The organism is Streptomyces sp. NBC_00576, assembly GCF_036345175.1.
Lineage (GTDB): Bacteria > Actinomycetota > Actinomycetes > Streptomycetales > Streptomycetaceae > Streptomyces.
In genome coordinates this window covers 10,057,376-10,071,962 of the sequence record NZ_CP107780.1, presented here as the reverse complement: position 1 = coordinate 10,071,962, position 14,587 = coordinate 10,057,376, and the positions used below count along the sequence as shown (strand labels likewise).

General features: G+C 72.4%; 11 protein-coding genes. 6 read left to right on the top strand and 5 right to left on the bottom strand.

Features of this window, described 5'->3' with window-relative positions:
- Window positions 1–39 precede the first annotated feature (39 nt).
- Window positions 40–1,650, bottom strand: a complete 1,611-nt coding sequence (lnt, locus tag OG734_RS43805) for an apolipoprotein N-acyltransferase (protein WP_330292944.1) — start codon at window positions 1,648–1,650, stop codon at window positions 40–42.
- Between the two features lie 222 nt (window positions 1,651–1,872).
- Here lnt and OG734_RS43800 point away from each other — a divergent pair, with 222 nt between their 5' ends.
- The gene (locus OG734_RS43800) at window positions 1,873–2,937 is read left to right on the top strand and encodes an O-antigen ligase family protein (RefSeq protein WP_330292943.1); all 1,065 of its coding nucleotides are present in this window, start codon (window positions 1,873–1,875) and stop codon (window positions 2,935–2,937) included.
- Window positions 2,938–2,961: 24 nt separating this feature from the next.
- Here the strand turns inward: OG734_RS43800 and OG734_RS43795 are convergent, their stop codons facing one another.
- Together OG734_RS43795 and OG734_RS43790 are read right to left on the bottom strand one after the other, a co-directional pair.
- A complete protein-coding gene (locus OG734_RS43795) occupies window positions 2,962–3,522 on the bottom strand; it encodes a hypothetical protein (protein ID WP_330292942.1) in 561 nt (186 codons plus the stop codon).
- A gap of 84 nt (window positions 3,523–3,606) precedes the next feature.
- On the bottom strand, window positions 3,607–4,392 hold the full coding sequence (locus tag OG734_RS43790; protein ID WP_330292941.1) for a glutamate racemase: 786 nt from the start codon (window positions 4,390–4,392) through the stop codon (window positions 3,607–3,609).
- A 70-nt stretch (window positions 4,393–4,462) separates the two neighbouring features.
- Here OG734_RS43790 and OG734_RS43785 point away from each other — a divergent pair, with 70 nt between their 5' ends.
- A complete protein-coding gene (locus OG734_RS43785; RefSeq protein WP_443065128.1) occupies window positions 4,463–5,629 on the top strand; it encodes a glycosyltransferase in 1,167 nt (388 codons plus the stop codon).
- A gap of 10 nt (window positions 5,630–5,639) precedes the next feature.
- Here OG734_RS43785 and OG734_RS43780 read toward each other — a convergent pair whose 3' ends face one another.
- Window positions 5,640–6,911 carry a TerD family protein gene (locus OG734_RS43780; protein ID WP_330294008.1) on the bottom strand — a complete coding sequence of 424 codons (1,272 nt, stop codon included), beginning with the start codon at window positions 6,909–6,911 and terminating at the stop codon, window positions 5,640–5,642.
- 275 nt (window positions 6,912–7,186) lie between these two features.
- On the opposite strand from OG734_RS43780, the gene OG734_RS43775 reads away from it, so the two are divergent.
- The 4 genes from OG734_RS43775 to OG734_RS43760 all read left to right on the top strand — a co-directional run bounded on the left by OG734_RS43775 (window position 7,187) and on the right by OG734_RS43760 (window position 11,869).
- Window positions 7,187–7,624 carry a DUF6643 family protein gene (locus OG734_RS43775; RefSeq protein ID WP_330292939.1) on the top strand — a complete coding sequence of 146 codons (438 nt, stop codon included), beginning with the start codon at window positions 7,187–7,189 and terminating at the stop codon, window positions 7,622–7,624.
- Window positions 7,625–7,666: 42 nt separating this feature from the next.
- A complete protein-coding gene (locus OG734_RS43770) occupies window positions 7,667–8,491 on the top strand; it encodes an MOSC domain-containing protein (protein WP_330292938.1) in 825 nt (274 codons plus the stop codon).
- Window positions 8,492–8,704: 213 nt separating this feature from the next.
- Window positions 8,705–9,310 (top strand): Rv1733c family protein, encoded by a 606-nt coding sequence (locus tag OG734_RS43765; protein ID WP_330292937.1) that lies wholly within the window; start codon window positions 8,705–8,707, stop codon window positions 9,308–9,310.
- 117 nt (window positions 9,311–9,427) lie between these two features.
- Window positions 9,428–11,869, top strand: a complete 2,442-nt coding sequence (locus OG734_RS43760) for a right-handed parallel beta-helix repeat-containing protein (protein ID WP_330294007.1) — start codon at window positions 9,428–9,430, stop codon at window positions 11,867–11,869.
- Here the strand turns inward: OG734_RS43760 and OG734_RS43755 are convergent.
- A complete protein-coding gene (locus tag OG734_RS43755; RefSeq protein ID WP_330292936.1) occupies window positions 11,839–14,241 on the bottom strand; it encodes a hypothetical protein in 2,403 nt (800 codons plus the stop codon). The two genes, OG734_RS43760 and OG734_RS43755, sit on opposite strands and share 31 nt — an antisense overlap.
- Window positions 14,242–14,587: the final 346 nt, after the last annotated feature.

The following is a 14,587-nucleotide window of genomic DNA, read 5'->3' as shown; positions in this document are numbered from 1 at the left end:
CACCCTTGTTGATCACGGGGGCGTGCAACCGGCGTACCGCTACACGCCACCGGCGCGCCGCCCGCGCACCCCGGCGCCGACAGCCCAGCCGAGACCGCCGGCGGCAACCAGGACGAGGAGCATCTCGGGCAGAATGCCAAGCTTGGTGGCGGGCGTCTCCGAGGAGCGCAACGGCACCTTCTGGACGAGGGAGTCGGCCACGAACATGCCGGTCTTCTGGGTGATCTTCCCGTCCGGCATGATGATCGCGCTCACACCGCTGGTCACGGGGACTGTGACGGTCCGGCTGTGCTCGACCGCGCGGATACGGGACATCGCGAGCTGCTGGTAGGTCATCTCGCTGCGGTCGAAGGTGGCGTTGTTGCTGGGCACGGAGATCATCTGGGCGCCGTGGGTGACGGTGTCGCGCACCGCCCAGTCGAAGGCGGCCTCGTAGCAGGTGGCGAGGCCGACCTTGGCGCCGTCCATGGTGAACACACCCGGCTTGCTGCCCCGGCTGAAGTCCTGGCGGACCATGGTGGTCCAGTTCTTGTTGATGTGTTCGAGCACCGAGCGCAGCGGAAGGTACTCGCCGAAGGGCTGGACCTGCCGCTTGTCGTACGTGTCGGTCGGACCCTTCGCCGGGTCCCACAGGATCTGCTCGTTGTAGAGCTTGCCGTCCCGTTCGACGACCCCGCCGACCGAGATGGGCGCGCCGATCGCGTTGGCCGCGTCCTCGATGACCGCGGCGGCGTCGGGGTTGGCGAACGGGTCGACGTCGGAGGAGTTCTCCGGCCACAGCACGAAGTCGGGCTGTGCCACCTTGCCGGCTTTGACCTGGGCGGCCAGCCGCTGGGTCTCCCGCGCGTGGTAGTCGAGCACGGCACGGCGCTGGGCGTTGAAGTCGAGGCCCGCGCGGGGCACGTTGCCCTGGATGAGGGCGACGGTCGCGGTGCCGTCCTCGGCCTTGTCGCTCACCAGCGTCCGTGCGGCCAGGGCGCCCACCACGGGAACGGCCACGCTCAGCGCGGCGACGACCGCTGCGGCACGCGGTACGGCGCCGGTACGGCGCCAATCGCTCACCTGGCGCACGACCTCGTACAGGCCGAATCCGCACAGGACGACCCCGAAGCCGAGCACCGGGGTGCCGCCCAGCGCGGCGAGCGGCAGGAAGACGCCGTCCGCCTGGCCGAAGGCGATCTTGCCCCAGGGGAAACCGCGGAACGGCACACGCGCGCGTGCCGCCTCGCCCGCGATCCACACGGCCGCCGCCCACAGCGGCCACCCGGGCAGCCTCGACACGGCGGTGATGCCCGCGCCGACCAGAGCGACGAAGATCGCCTCGACGGCCACCAGTGCCAGCCAGGGACCGGAGCCGACCTCCACGCCGGTCCACACCAGCAGCGGAAGCAGGAAACCGAGACCGAACAGATAGCCGAGACCGAGTCCCGCCTTCCAGGACCGGCCGCGCAGCACCCAGCCGAAGAGTCCGAAGGCGGGCAGCGCGAGCCACCACAGGGTGCGCGGCGGGAAGCTGACGTACAGCAGCACTCCGGCGAGCGCGGCGGTGGCGGCCGGCCAGAGGCGCAGCAGCCGCGCGCCGCGTGAAGCGGGCGCGAGCTGCGGTTCGAGCTGGTCCGGCTCGGCTGTGGAAGGAGCGGTGGCGGTCACTCCGGGAGTGTACGGCGCCTGCCCCGGGAGCCGACAGCACGGTCCGGCCCGTACCGGTGGGCCCGCTCCGACCCACCTGCCGCATCGTTTCTGCGCAACTCGTCCACAAATGACGCATCAGCCGTTACGGTGTGCCGGAGCCTCTGACGTGCGCGCCGGTGACGGCCCCGTGCGGTCGGGGCCCGTCACAGGTCGGGGGGCGACGGGTTGGGGTCCACGGGGATGACGTCGGCGACGGGTGCGCCGCCGGACAGTGAGAGACGAAACGTTTCCGACGCGGCGGGCGTCGTCGTGCTGGGTACGTGTGCCACCTGGTCGCTGATCACGGCGGCCACGCACGACGGCCGCCCCGAGGGCGTGCTCCTGGCAGTGCTCGCGGTGGCCGCCGGTTACGCGGCGGGACGGATCTGCGGAGCGCTGCTGCCCGTCGCCGCCCCCGGTACGGCGGCGCTGGCCGGGCTGGGCCTGGCAGTGGCCGCCCCGCACGCTCTGCCGGGGCCGCAGATCGCCACCCCGGCCGGGCACCTCGGGGCGGTGTCCGCGCTGCTGGTCCTGGCCACCGGCGCCGCCTGCTGTGCCGCCTGGGCGGCCCGCCCTCCGTCGCTGCGACTGGCGCTGCGCGCCCTGGCCGCCGGGATCACGATCGCGTCGGCGGTTCTCGGCCCGATCGCCGGGTTCGTCCTCTGTGCCGCCGTCCTGCTCTGCTCGCTCGCCGCCGACCACATGCCACGCCGGGGCGTGGGCCTCGCGGGGCTGGCGCTGACGACGGCCCTGGTGACCGGGACGGCGTGGGCGATCGCCGAGGACGTACTGCCGGACGGGCTCGCCGACTCGCTGGAGGGACAACTGAGCGCACACCGGGTCCAGCTGTGGCGCGACGCCCTGCTGCTCGCCCACCGGGACCCGGCACTGGGCGTGGGACCGGGCAGGTTCGCGGAACTCAGCCAGACGGCGTCGCAGTCGCTGCCGACGGACACGAAACCGCACTCCGCGCCGCTCCAGCAGGCGGCCGAGCAGGGCGTGGTCGGCGTGGCCCTGCTGGCGGCGGTCTTCTGCTGGGTGCTGTACGCCCTGTGGCGCACCCCCCGCCCCACGGCCGTCGCGCTGACCGCGGGCGCGGCCCTGACAGCTCTGGCCGCCCTCGCGACGGTCGGCAACGTGCTGAGCTTCACCACGGTGACCGTGGGCGCGGGCCTCCTGGCGGGTCTGGCGACGGCCCGCCCGCTCGTCTACGAGACACCGGACCCGGCGACCACACGTGCGCGGGAACAGCGGGAACACCGGTAGGCCACCGGGAGAGCGACCGGAACGTCAGGTCGCGGCCCCTGCCGCACTCGACCGCAACCGGTCCCGGATGACCCGTACGGCCGCCTCCGCGTTGTCCACCGTGATCGTGAACGTGTGCCCGTCCCCGAGGCGCAGCACCATGCCCTCGCCCCGGCGCACGACGACCGCGGTGCCCTGATGGGGCCGCCAGCGATAGCCCCAGCCGCCCCACTGGCGGGGGGTGACCCTGGCCACGAAGTCGGCACCGACGATCTGGGACAGCGGAATACGGCGGCGCGGCAGGCCGATGTGGCCACAGCGCACTTCGAGGGAGTCCTTGTCGACCTTCACGGCGACGTGCACGAACGCGATGGTGCCGAAGAGGACGAGCAGTCCCGCCGCGATGCAGCCCACGACGGCCATGGCGAGCGGTGCGACGCCGGACGTCCACGCCGAGTCGACCGCCAGTTCGATGCCGAGCGCCATGAAGGCGCAGCCACCGAGCGCGAGCAGCCACTGGGCGCGGTTGGTCGCCCGACCGGTCCAGATCTCGGTCGGCACGGCTTCGTCGTGTTCGTCGCGTTCGCTGTAGGGCCGGTCCCTCATGCCTATGAGATTACTCAGGTTCCGCTGCGCGGGCACCGGGTTGCGGAGGGTGACTGCTCCGACTGGCCGCCGTACGGCCGTCGGTCAGCGGACGGGGATGGCCGCCTGCAACAGCCGGCCTTCCTCGTAGGCGAGCGCGGGCGCGGGCAGCGGGCCCGCAGTGCCGTTCAGGAGCGCAGTGAGCGTGCCGTCCGCCGGCGCCTCGGGGGCGGCCTGCGCGCCGAGCCTGCGGAGCGTCTGGGCGGCCACCGCGCCGGCCGAACCGTGCAGGACGAGCGGCGGGCGGCCGGGCTGCTGGACTGCCGCGCGGATGCGCTCGGCGACGAGTTCGTAATGGGTGCAGCCCAGGACGACGGTCGTTACCTCGTCGGGGGTGAGGGCGGCTGCGGCGGCGATGGCGGCGGCGATCGCCGTCTCGTCCGCGTGTTCGACGGCTTCGGCCAGTCCCCAGCAGGGCACCTCGGTGACCGCGACGCCCTCGGCGAAGTTCCGGATGAGGCCCTGCTGATAGGGGCTGCCGGTGGTGGCGGGGGTCGCCCAGATCGCGATGGGCCCGCCTCCCGCAGCAGCCGGCTTGATCGCCGGAACCGTGCCGATGACCGGCAGCTCCGGTTCGAAGCGAGCACGCAGTGCGGTCAGGGCGTGCACGGTCGCGGTGTTGCAGCCGACGATCAGGGCGTCGGGCCGCTGCGCGGCGGCGGCCTCGGCGACGGCCAGGGCGCGCTCGGTGAGGTCCTGCGGGGTCCGCGGACCCCAGGGCATGCCCGCAGGGTCCAGGGAGAGCACGAGATCCGCGTCGGGCCGCAACCGCCGTACCGCCGCGGCTGCCGGCAGAAGTCCGATTCCGGAGTCCATCAACGCGATCTTCACCCGGTCACTATAAACGGCGCGCCCATACGGCCCTCTGGGGTGGGGCAGACTGCGGCGGGTGAGCGCCGTTGTGTGGATCGCCGTGGGATCACTCGCCGCCTGGCTGTGGCTGCTGCTGTGCCAGGGCTTCTTCTGGCGTACGGACGTCAGACTGCCGTCCTACGCCCGGGAACCGGAGACCTGGCCGTCCGTCTGCATCGTCGTGCCGGCGCGCGACGAGGCCGCCGTACTCCCCGCGAGCCTGCCGTCGCTGCTCGCGCAGGACTATCCGGGGCGTGCCGAGGTCTTCCTGGTCGACGACGGCAGTTCGGACGGGACCGGGGAGCTGGCCCGGGAGCTGGCGCGGCGCCACGGCGGGCTGCCGCTGACCGTGGACTCGCCCGGTGAACCGCCCGCGGGCTGGACGGGCAAGTTGTGGGCCGTACGCCATGGCATCGGCCTGGCACGCGCGCGTGGACCGGAGTTCCTGCTGCTGACGGACGCGGACATCGCCCACGCGCCGGACAGTCTGCGGGAACTGGTGGCGGCGGCGCGGGGCGGAGGCTTCGACGCCGTGTCGCTGATGGCCAGGTTGCGGGTGGAGAGCGTCTGGGAGCGGCTCGTCGTGCCGGCTTTCGTGTACTTCTTCGCGCAGCTCTATCCCTTCCGCCGGATCGGCAGGAAGGGGACGCGGACGGCGGCTGCCGCGGGCGGGTGCGTGCTGCTGCGTACGGAGGCGGCAGAGCGGGCCCGGATCCCGGACGCCATCCGCCACGCCGTCATCGACGACGTGGCACTCGCACGGGCCGTCAAGGGCGGCGGGGGCCACATCTGGCTGGGGCTCGCCGAGCGGGTGGACAGCGTGCGGCCCTACCCGCGGCTGCACGACCTGTGGCGGATGGTCTCGCGCAGCGCGTACGCGCAACTGCGCCACAGCCCGCCGCTGCTGCTCGGCACGGTGCTCGGCCTCGCCCTGGTGTATCTGCTGCCCCCGTTCGCCCTGCTGGCCGGGCTCACCACCGGGACGACGCCGGCGGCGGTGTGCGGCGGCTTCGCGTGGCTGGTGATGGCGGGGACGTACGCCCCGATGCTGCGCTACTACGGGCAGCCGCTGTGGCTCGCTCCTCTGCTGCCGTTCACCGCGTTCCTGTACCTCCTCATGACGGTCGACTCGGCGGTGCAGCACTACCGGGGGCGCGGCGCGGCCTGGAAGGGACGGACGTACGCGCGTCCGGAAACCGCCGCGGACGAGAGCTGATCCGCGTGCGTCACTTGCGGCCGGGCGTCCAGTTCATGCCCCAGCCGTAGACGCGGTCGACGGTCCGCTGGGGGCTCACCCCGCGCTCGGGCACGAGATAGCGGGCCTCGCGCTGGACGATCAGATCGCCGCCGTTGTTGGTGATCAGGGCGAGCGCGCACACCGTGGAGGGCACCGTGCACTCGTCGAGCGAGAAGTCGACCGCCGCTCCGTTCGCCGGGGTCAGGGTGACCGTGGCGTGCAGGTCGGCGAAGGAACGTGCCCCCGCGTAGATGGTCACGAAGATGAGGATGCGCCGGAAGGCCTGCTTGCGGTCCAGGTTGACGGTGAGGTTCTCGCCGCTCGACAGGGACCCGGTGCGGTCGTCGCCGTCGAGGTGGATGTAGGGCGGCTGGTGCAGCGCCCCGAAGGCGTTGCCGAGGGACTGTACGACGCCCTTGCTGCCGTCGGAGAGCTCGAAGAGGGCGCACAGGTCGAGGTCGAGATCGGAGTGCTGGGCGACCGCGCGGCCGAGTTTGCTGCCCCACCCCGAGAACTGCTTGTGCACCTGCCAGTTGAGGTTGACGCGCAGGGCGCCCGAGGTGCCGCCCTGCTTGGTGAGCGAGACGGACGGGGCCTCCTTGGTGAGCGTCACCTTGGTCAGGCGTACCGGCGTCGTGGGAGGGGCGGGCGGAGGCGCGGTCACTGGCCGTGCGGGCGGCGGGGTCATGGTCACCGGAGGTGCGACGAGCGGCGCGGCGATCGGCGGGGCCGGCGTGTGCTGGGGCTCGTCCACGGTGATGCCGAAGTCCGTGGCCAGGCCTGCCAGCCCGCTGCTGTAGCCCTGTCCGACCGCGCGGAACTTCCAGGCGCCCTGGCGACGGTAGAACTCGCCGAGTACGAACGCGGTTTCGACACTGGCGCCCGGGTTGTCGAAGCGGGCGACCACCGTGTCCTGCGCCGCGTCACGGACCTCGATGTACAGGTCGGGAACCTGCCCGAACGTTCCTCCGTCGGCAGAGGCCGCGAGGACCACGGTCTCGACCGCCGGCTCCACGCGCGCGAGGTCGACGAGAAGGGTGTCCGTCACCCGGCCACCCCCGTCCCGCTTGCCCTCGTGCCGGACCGCGTCGGAGGAGTGCACAGGCTGGTTGTAGAAGACGAAGTCGGCGTCGGAACGGACCTTTCCGGCCACCAGCAACAGCGCGGACGCGTCCGCGTCGGGCACGCCCGCACCGGAACGCCAGCCGAGTTCGACCCGGAGCGCCGCCGTCGGCACCGGAGCGTTCGATCCCTTAGGCATTGACATGGCTGCCCCCATCTCTGCTCGCCTCGCGACCCAACCTATTCTCCCGGGCCTGTGAACTCCCGTTGAACTCCCCTACCGAACGCGGGAAGAACGCGGGGCGACCCGTCGGTAACCCGCCCGGAACCTGGCCTTTACCTGATCTCAGCATGATCAGATGCCCCTTTTTGGCAAGTTCGCTCGCATTAGGGGTCCCAAGTCACTGCCGACACGGAAAACAACCCTCTTATCGGTCTCCCCAACCAGCTCATCGTGGGCTTAACTTATGTGCCATGACCTCCCCCCGCTCCACCTACGGCGGCGGCTATTACTCCGCCTTCCCGGACACTCCGATCTACGACTCGCTCGTCGCCGAGCGGGGTACCCCTCAGATCGCCCCGATCCGGGTCCCCGCCGCGTACGACACAGGCAGCAGCAACCTGCCGGCGCTGCCGTCTGCGCTCCCCGCCCTGCCGGCCGGCCCGTCCCAGCAGGCCCCCTCCTACGGCTACCCGCAGGCGCAGCAGCCCTCGCCGCTGCAGCAGGCGCCGGCGGCGTACATCCCGCAGCAGGTACCGCCGCGCGGTTACCCCGGCGGCCAGCCGATGCAGCAGCAGCGTCCGGCGGCTGCCACCGGTTACGAGGCGATGCGTCCCGCGGCTCCCCGGCCCGCCCAGCCGCAGTACCAGGACCCGTACAACAACCAGCAGCAGCAGTACCGCGGGTACTGATCTCGCCCCCGGAGTGTCCGTGCCTGCTGGCACGATGGCGGTATGGGGAATGCGGAGCTGCACTCGATTCACATTCATCCGGTCAAGGCGTTCCGGGGCCAGGCGCCCCGGCAAGCCGTGGTGGAGCCCTGGGGGCTGGCCGGAGACCGACGCTGGGTTCTGATTGACGCCGGGGGAAAGGTCGTCACACAACGCCAGCAGCCGCGCCTGGCGCAGGCGGCCGCCGAGCTGCTGCCCGGCGGCGGGATCCGACTGTCCGCGCCCGGTCGCGCGCCCCTGATCGTGCCCGTCCCGGAGGTGATGGGCACGACGACGGTGGACATCTTCGGCACCAAAGTGCAGGCGGTGCTCGCGGGCGACGACGCGCATGACTGGTGCGGCGGATATCTGGGCGAGGACGTACGTCTCCTGCACATGGACGACCCGGGCACGCGTCGCGCGGTCGACCCGGAGTTCGCGCTGCCCGGCGAGACCGTGAGCTTCGCCGACGGCTTCCCGCTGCTGCTCACCACGCTCGCGTCGCTCGACGCCCTCAACTCGCTGGTCGCGCAAGGGGATCGCCCTCAGGAGGGCCCACTGCCGATGAACCGCTTCCGGCCCAACGTGGTGGTGTCGGGGACGGCCGCCTGGGCCGAGGACGGCTGGTCCCGGATCGCCATCGGCGAGGTCTCCTTCCGGGTCGCCAAGATGTGCGGGCGGTGCGTGGTGACCACCACCGACCAGGAGACCTCCGAACGCGGGCGGGAACCGCTGCGCACGCTCGGGCGTCATCGCCGCTTCGGCAACCAGTTGGTCTTCGGCCAGAACCTGGTACCCGAGACTCCCGGCACGATCAGCGTCGGCGATCCGTTCAGGGTCCTCGAATAGGCGGGCGTGATCTTCCGCCGTGCCCTTGGACGTGATCTTCCGATTGGTCCCGGGGGCGGGAACACCGGCACGGGGCCTGGCCGTTGGGTTGGTGAGAAGTTCATGAGACGGCCGGTGAGAGCCGGTGAGGGGTGATTTCGCTCTCTCTTTGACCGGCAGCGTGCGTGAACTCCTCCGACCGGGGTTATCACGGAGCGGGAAGGGGGTGCGGCTGTGCGGGCGATCGGCGGACTCTGGCGCTGGCGGCACAATCCGCTGCGCCGCGCGACCGACCTGGCGGAGGCCTGGGTGGCGCTCACGGCCCTGTTGCTGATCCTGCTCGCGGCGCCCCTGATCGGCGTCCTGGTCGGCGGTGCCGCCCAGGACGCGCTGCAACAGGCCGTACGGGACCAGCGCGAGGCCCGCCATCTCGTGACGGCCACCGTGGTCAAGAAGCTGGCCCGCTCCCCGCTGGAGCCCGACCCCGAGTCGACCTCCGGGCGGGAGGCGAGAAGCCGTGTGGAGGCCGACTGGGCGGGGCCTGACGGCACGGCGCAGCACGGCCAGGTCATGGCGAGCCTCAAGTCCCCGCACCCCGGCGACCACTTCACCCTGTGGACGGACGGACAGGGGCGAATAGCCGCCCGCCCACTGGACACTGCCACCGCGACGACACACGCGGTTCTCGCCGGGGTCGGCGTGACCGCCCTGTCGGCCGGGTTCTTCGAGGGCGGCCGACGCCTGATCGTCTGGCGCATGGTCCGTCGCCGGTACGCCCGTTGGGACCAGGCCTGGGACCGGGCCGGACCCGACTGGGGCCGGACCGGGACCGGCAGTTGACCGCCTTCCCGCTCTGGTCAACCCACCGTGCCCACGCACGCTACGGTGGACCGGCCGACATCGTTCGGCACCTTCCGCGACTTCCCGCGTTCCACGAGGTGGGGGCACAGCAGCGCCATGGCACAGGGCACGGTCCAGGTGACGCACACCGGCACATCGAGGTGGCGGCGCCGCACGGGTGAGTACGCTTCGCTCGCCGCCGCCCTGGAGGCCGCGGCGGACGGCGACGTCCTCACCGTCGCCCCCGGCACCTACCGGGAGAACCTCGTCGTCGAGCGCGCGGTGACACTGCGCGGCCCGGAGGGCTCTCCCGGCTCGGTACGCATCGCGCCCGTGGACGGTGTGCCCCTCACCGTGCGCGCCTCCGCTGTGGTCCAGGACCTGCATGTGGAGGGCCAGGACTCGACCTCGGCCGCCGTGCTCGTCGAGGAGGGCACACCGGAGCTGCTGGACATCCGGATCGTCACCCGGTCCGCCGCGGGCATCGAGGTGCGCGGCGGCGCGCGCCCGACGGTGCGGCGCTGCACGGTCGACAACCCGGCGGGTGCTGGCATCGCCGTACTGGACGACGCGGGCGGGGTGTTCGAGGAGTGCGAGGTCGTCGCGGCCGGGCAGGCGGGGGTGACCGTGCGCGACGGCGGGCATCCGCGTCTGGAGCGCTGCCGGGTGCACCACGCCTCGGGCGTCGGTCTGTCGGTCTCGGGCGAGAACTCGGCGCTGGAGGCGGTCGGTTGTGAGGTTTACGAGGTCAAGGGCAGCGGCGTCCAGATCACCGGCCGGGCCACCGCCTTCCTCACCGACTGCGATGTGCACCGTACGTCCGCGGACGGCGTGACGCTCGACACCGACGCCGTGCTGACGCTCGCCGACTGCCGCATCCACGACATCCCGGAGAACGCGGTCGATCTGCGGTCCCGCTCGGTCCTCACGCTGACCCGTACGACGGTGCGTCAGTTCGGGCGCAACGGGCTGTCGGTGTGGGACCCGGGCACGCGGGTGGACGCGAACCAGTGCGAGATCTTCAACAGCACCGGCGACTACCCGGCGGTGTGGATCAGCGACGGCGCCACGGCGGTTCTCGAATCGTGCCGGGTGCACGACGTGCCGGACGCGCTGTTCGTGCTCGACCGGGGCTCGCGCGCGGACGTCATCGACAGCGACCTCTCGCAGGTGCGCAACACCGCCGTGTCGGTCAGTGACGGCGCGACGGCGCAGCTCGACGACTGCAGGATCCGGGACGCCGCGACGGGCGCCTGGTTCCGCGACCACGGCAGCGGCGGCACGCTCAACGGCTGCACGGTGGTCGGCACCCAGACGGGCGTGATCGTCACCAAGGGCGCCGATCCCACCATCGAGCGCTGCACGGTCGACTCCCCCGCCGAGGCGGGCTTCTACGTGTCGGCGGGCGGCCGGGGCAGTTTCCTGCACTGCCGGGTGACGGGCAGTGAGGGCTACGGCTTCCATGTGATAGACGGCTGCCGTTCGACGTTGACGAAGTGCCGTACGGAGCGGTGCGCGCGCGGTGGCTACGAGTTCGCCGACGGCGGCTCCGGCACGGCCTCCGGCGGCGGGCCGGTCGTCGAGGACTGCACCAGCGACGAGAGCGCGGCCCTGCGGACGCCTCCGCTGCCGGAGACAGCCGTACAGACGGCGGTGGCTCAGTCGCATGGGCTGCTGGGCTCGATCCCGGGCCAGCGCACCACCGAGCCGGAGCCGGCCGTCGCCGCCCCGGAGTCGGAGTCGGCCGCGCGGTCCTCCAAGGATGTCCTCGGTGAACTCGACGCGCTGGTGGGTCTGGAGAGCGTCAAGCGCGAGGTGCGAGCCCTCACCGACATGATCGAGGTCGGCCGGCGCAGGCAGCAGGCGGGCCTCAAGGCGGCCTCCGCCCGACGCCATCTGGTCTTCACGGGCTCCCCCGGTACCGGCAAGACGACGGTCGCCCGGCTCTACGGCGAGATCCTGGCCGCGCTCGGTGTCCTGGAGAAGGGCCATCTCGTCGAGGTGTCCCGGGTGGACCTCGTCGGCGAGCACATCGGTTCGACGGCGATCCGTACCCAGGAGGCCTTCGACCGGGCGCGCGGCGGTGTGCTGTTCATCGACGAGGCCTACGCGCTGTCCCCGGAGGACTCCGGCCGTGACTTCGGCAAGGAAGCCATCGACACGCTGGTGAAGCTCATGGAGGACCACCGGGAGGCCGTGGTGGTGATCGTCGCGGGTTACACGGCCGAGATGGAGCGCTTCCTGTCGGTCAACCCCGGTGTCGCCTCCCGTTTCTCGCGGACCATCACCTTCGGTGACTACGGCCCCGAGGAGCTGCTGCGGATCGTGGAGCAGCAGGCGGAGGAGCACGAGTACCGGCTCGGCCCTGGCTCCTCCGAGGCCCTGCTGAAGTATTTCGAGGCGATCCCCAAGGGGGCGACGTTCGGCAACGGCCGTACGTCGCGGCAGACGTTCGAGGCGATGGTCGAGCGGCACGCGGGCCGCGTCGCCCAGCACGCCGAGCCGAGCACGGACGACCTGACCCTGCTCTACCCGGAGGACCTTCCCGAGCTGCCCTGAGCCCCGGCGCCGGGGCGTGGCCCGGGCAGTGCCTCGCGGGGCCTGAGTCGCCCCAGCAGCTCTTCGCGCTCCTCGGCGAAGGCGGGGTCGGCCTGGTAGTCGGAGTGACCGAGGATCGGCGAGGGCAGCGGATGGTCCTTGTTGCGGCCGTAGGCGAGCGGGTCCTTGAGTGGTCCGCGGTCCACCTCGGGGCCGCAGTCGCCGGGCAGGTGTACGGGGCCGCCGATGGGGTCGGTGAGCCGGTACAGGTTGCGCCAGCAGGCCACATCGTGGTGCAGCGAGGTGAGCGCGGCCGGTCCGAAGTGGGCCGGGAACCAGCGCCCGTACAGGCGCTCCAGCGGTGAGCCGTACGTCAGCAGCGCGACGCGCTTGCGTACGGATGGCTTCAGCTGCCAGGCGGCGGCTGCCGCGAGGACGCTGCCCTGGGAGTGCCCGGAGATGACCAGGCGGCCGCCGGTGGCCTCGGTCCAGGTCGCCATCCGCCAGGTCAGGTCAGGTACGGCGCGCTCGGCGTAGCAGGGCGGCGCGAAGGGGTGGGAGGCGCGCGGCCAGAAGGTGCCGACGTCCCAGAGGATGCCGATGGTGCGCCGCGCGGCCGGGTCCTTGTAGGCGCGCCGCCCCCAGGTGACGAACAGCAGGAAGCCGACTCCGATCAGCCAGGACCCGAGAGCCTGGGCGGTCTCGGCGGCGCCCTGGACGACCGCGTACGAGGCGTGCGAGGCCTCTCCCGGCGTGTCGTCCGTGATCTGCGCGCCGGCCAGCGCGGTGGCGCCCAGGAGCAGTGTCACCGCGGAGGTGATGCCGACGATGCGGGGGGCCCGGTCGGTGAGGGCGGCCATCGCGCGCATGCCGGCGATCCGGCGGGTGCGCGCGGCGTCCATGGGCTCCCCTGAGCCGGCGTCGTAGTCCTGCTCCACGGCGTCCAGCCCGGCGCGGCGCAGTTGCAGGGTGCGTCGGGCCAGCCAGCCGATCAGGCCCAGGACGACCAGGAGGACGGCCGGGATCACGGATGCCTGCCAGGTCAGCAGGACGGGCGGTCCTGCGATGGTGCCGCCGGTGCCGTCCAGCCAGTCGGCGACGCGCTGGGACACGCCGCCCGACATCACACCGCCCAGCGCGCAGGCGAGCGTCGCGACGGCGGGCCCGCCGAGGCCGCGCATGGCGGCGCGCGGGTCAGGGTGCGCGCGGTACAGCAGGTGGGCGACGACAGCCAGGACGACGACGACGAGGCCCTGGAGGAGGGCGAGGGTGCCGAAGGTCGTGTCGCCCGGCAGCCGTCCCGTCGACTTCCACCCAGGACGGGACCAGCAGGCGTACACGGACGTCAGGAGCAGCAGGGCGAGCGCGCTGCCCGGGAGGAGACGGACGAGCCGGCGGTCGAGTGCCTGATCGAGGCGTCTCTCGCTGCGCCCCCGGCGGCACACCACCCACACCACGGCGACGGCCCCGGCGATCAGCGCCACGTACAGGAGCCCGGCGAGGGTTTCCAGCGTCGCCGGGCCGCCGGGCTCGCGGTCGTGACGGGCGGGGGCGGAGCCCAGGGCGGCGGCGACGGTCAACAGGCCGGCCGCGGTGTGCGCGGCGCGCAGCCGGGCGACCAGCCGCCGCCCGTACCAGAACCCGGGCCGCCCCAGCGCCGTACGGATGTTCTCGTCGGCGGGCTCGGGGGCCTGGGCCATCGGCCGCTGGGACTCGTAGGCGCTCCAGGTGCGGCGGGAGAGGAACCACAGCAGGCCGGTGAGCACGGCGGGCACCACGGCGGCCAGGGCGAGGCGGCGGCCCGGCGCGCTCCACCAGCCGCCGTCCGACTCGGTCGGTGAGAGGAAACCGAGCCACGAGTGCGCCTCGGCACACGCGCGCCTGCCCGCGCACTGCCAGGCGGTGAGGTCGAGGGCGACCTCGCAGGCGGCGGCGACCAGGAGGACGGTGAGGGTCAGGCCCGCGAGGCGCACCAGGAGGCCGTAGAGACGGACCATGCGCGGCCGGCTGCGGGCGGTGGGGCGCATCCAGTGGGCAAGGTTGACCACCATGAACGGCAGCAGCAACAGCCACAGGGCGCGCGTGCCGTTTCCGGAGGTGAGGTTGCACCAGACGTAAGCCTCGCGCACCGGTGCGCCGTGCGGGTCGGCGGGCCGGTCCTCCGCCTCGGCGTCGTCCGCGCGCCGGAAGACGGCAGCCGTGTCGTCGCCGGTGATGCGGACCGTCCGCGGATCGTTGAGCATCTTCTCGGGCGTGGCGCCGCCCACCCCGTGGACCAGTAATTCCAGGGCGATACCGCTGGTCGCTCCGGCCCCGGTCCGCTCGGCTCCTTCGGGCGACTCGGCCACGCCGTTCGCCCCGGCCTTCGAGGCCTGTTCCTGTGCATGCTCCACTGTGCGCACTTCCCCCGTTGCTCGTGCTTCCCCCGTGCCGCGCCGACGGCCTGCGTCCTGTCCGAAACGATGCCGCGCGGGACTGGAGGATCTCCGCCCGGTGGGCTCCGTACACCTCTCGTCACGGAATCTCCCCGATCCGTGCGACAAGCAAGGAGCCCGTTGTTGCCAGAGTGACATGTTCGCGTCGTGACGGGCAGTGGCGCGACGAGTACCGGCCCATGCGAGTATGGGACGTCCGCCGGGCCGGTAGCAGGAGGAAAGTCCTTGTCGGAGCGGGTTCGCAGCAGGTTCGCAGCGGGTGTGCGGGACGTGTCGGAGTTGGTGGGGGCGAGTGGACCGGCAG

Coding starts and splice junctions, on each gene's coding strand:
- OG734_RS43770 (WP_330292938.1), top strand. CDS start 7,667: ATGGGGAATGCGGAGCTGCACTCGATTCACATTCATCCGGTCAAGGCG.
- OG734_RS43775 (WP_330292939.1), top strand. CDS start 7,187: ATGACCTCCCCCCGCTCCACCTACGGCGGCGGCTATTACTCCGCCTTC.
- OG734_RS43795 (WP_330292942.1), bottom strand. CDS start 3,522: ATGAGGGACCGGCCCTACAGCGAACGCGACGAACACGACGAAGCCGTG.
- OG734_RS43760 (WP_330294007.1), top strand. CDS start 9,428: ATGGCACAGGGCACGGTCCAGGTGACGCACACCGGCACATCGAGGTGG.
- OG734_RS43800 (WP_330292943.1), top strand. CDS start 1,873: ATGACGTCGGCGACGGGTGCGCCGCCGGACAGTGAGAGACGAAACGTT.
- OG734_RS43780 (WP_330294008.1), bottom strand. CDS start 6,911: ATGCCTAAGGGATCGAACGCTCCGGTGCCGACGGCGGCGCTCCGGGTC.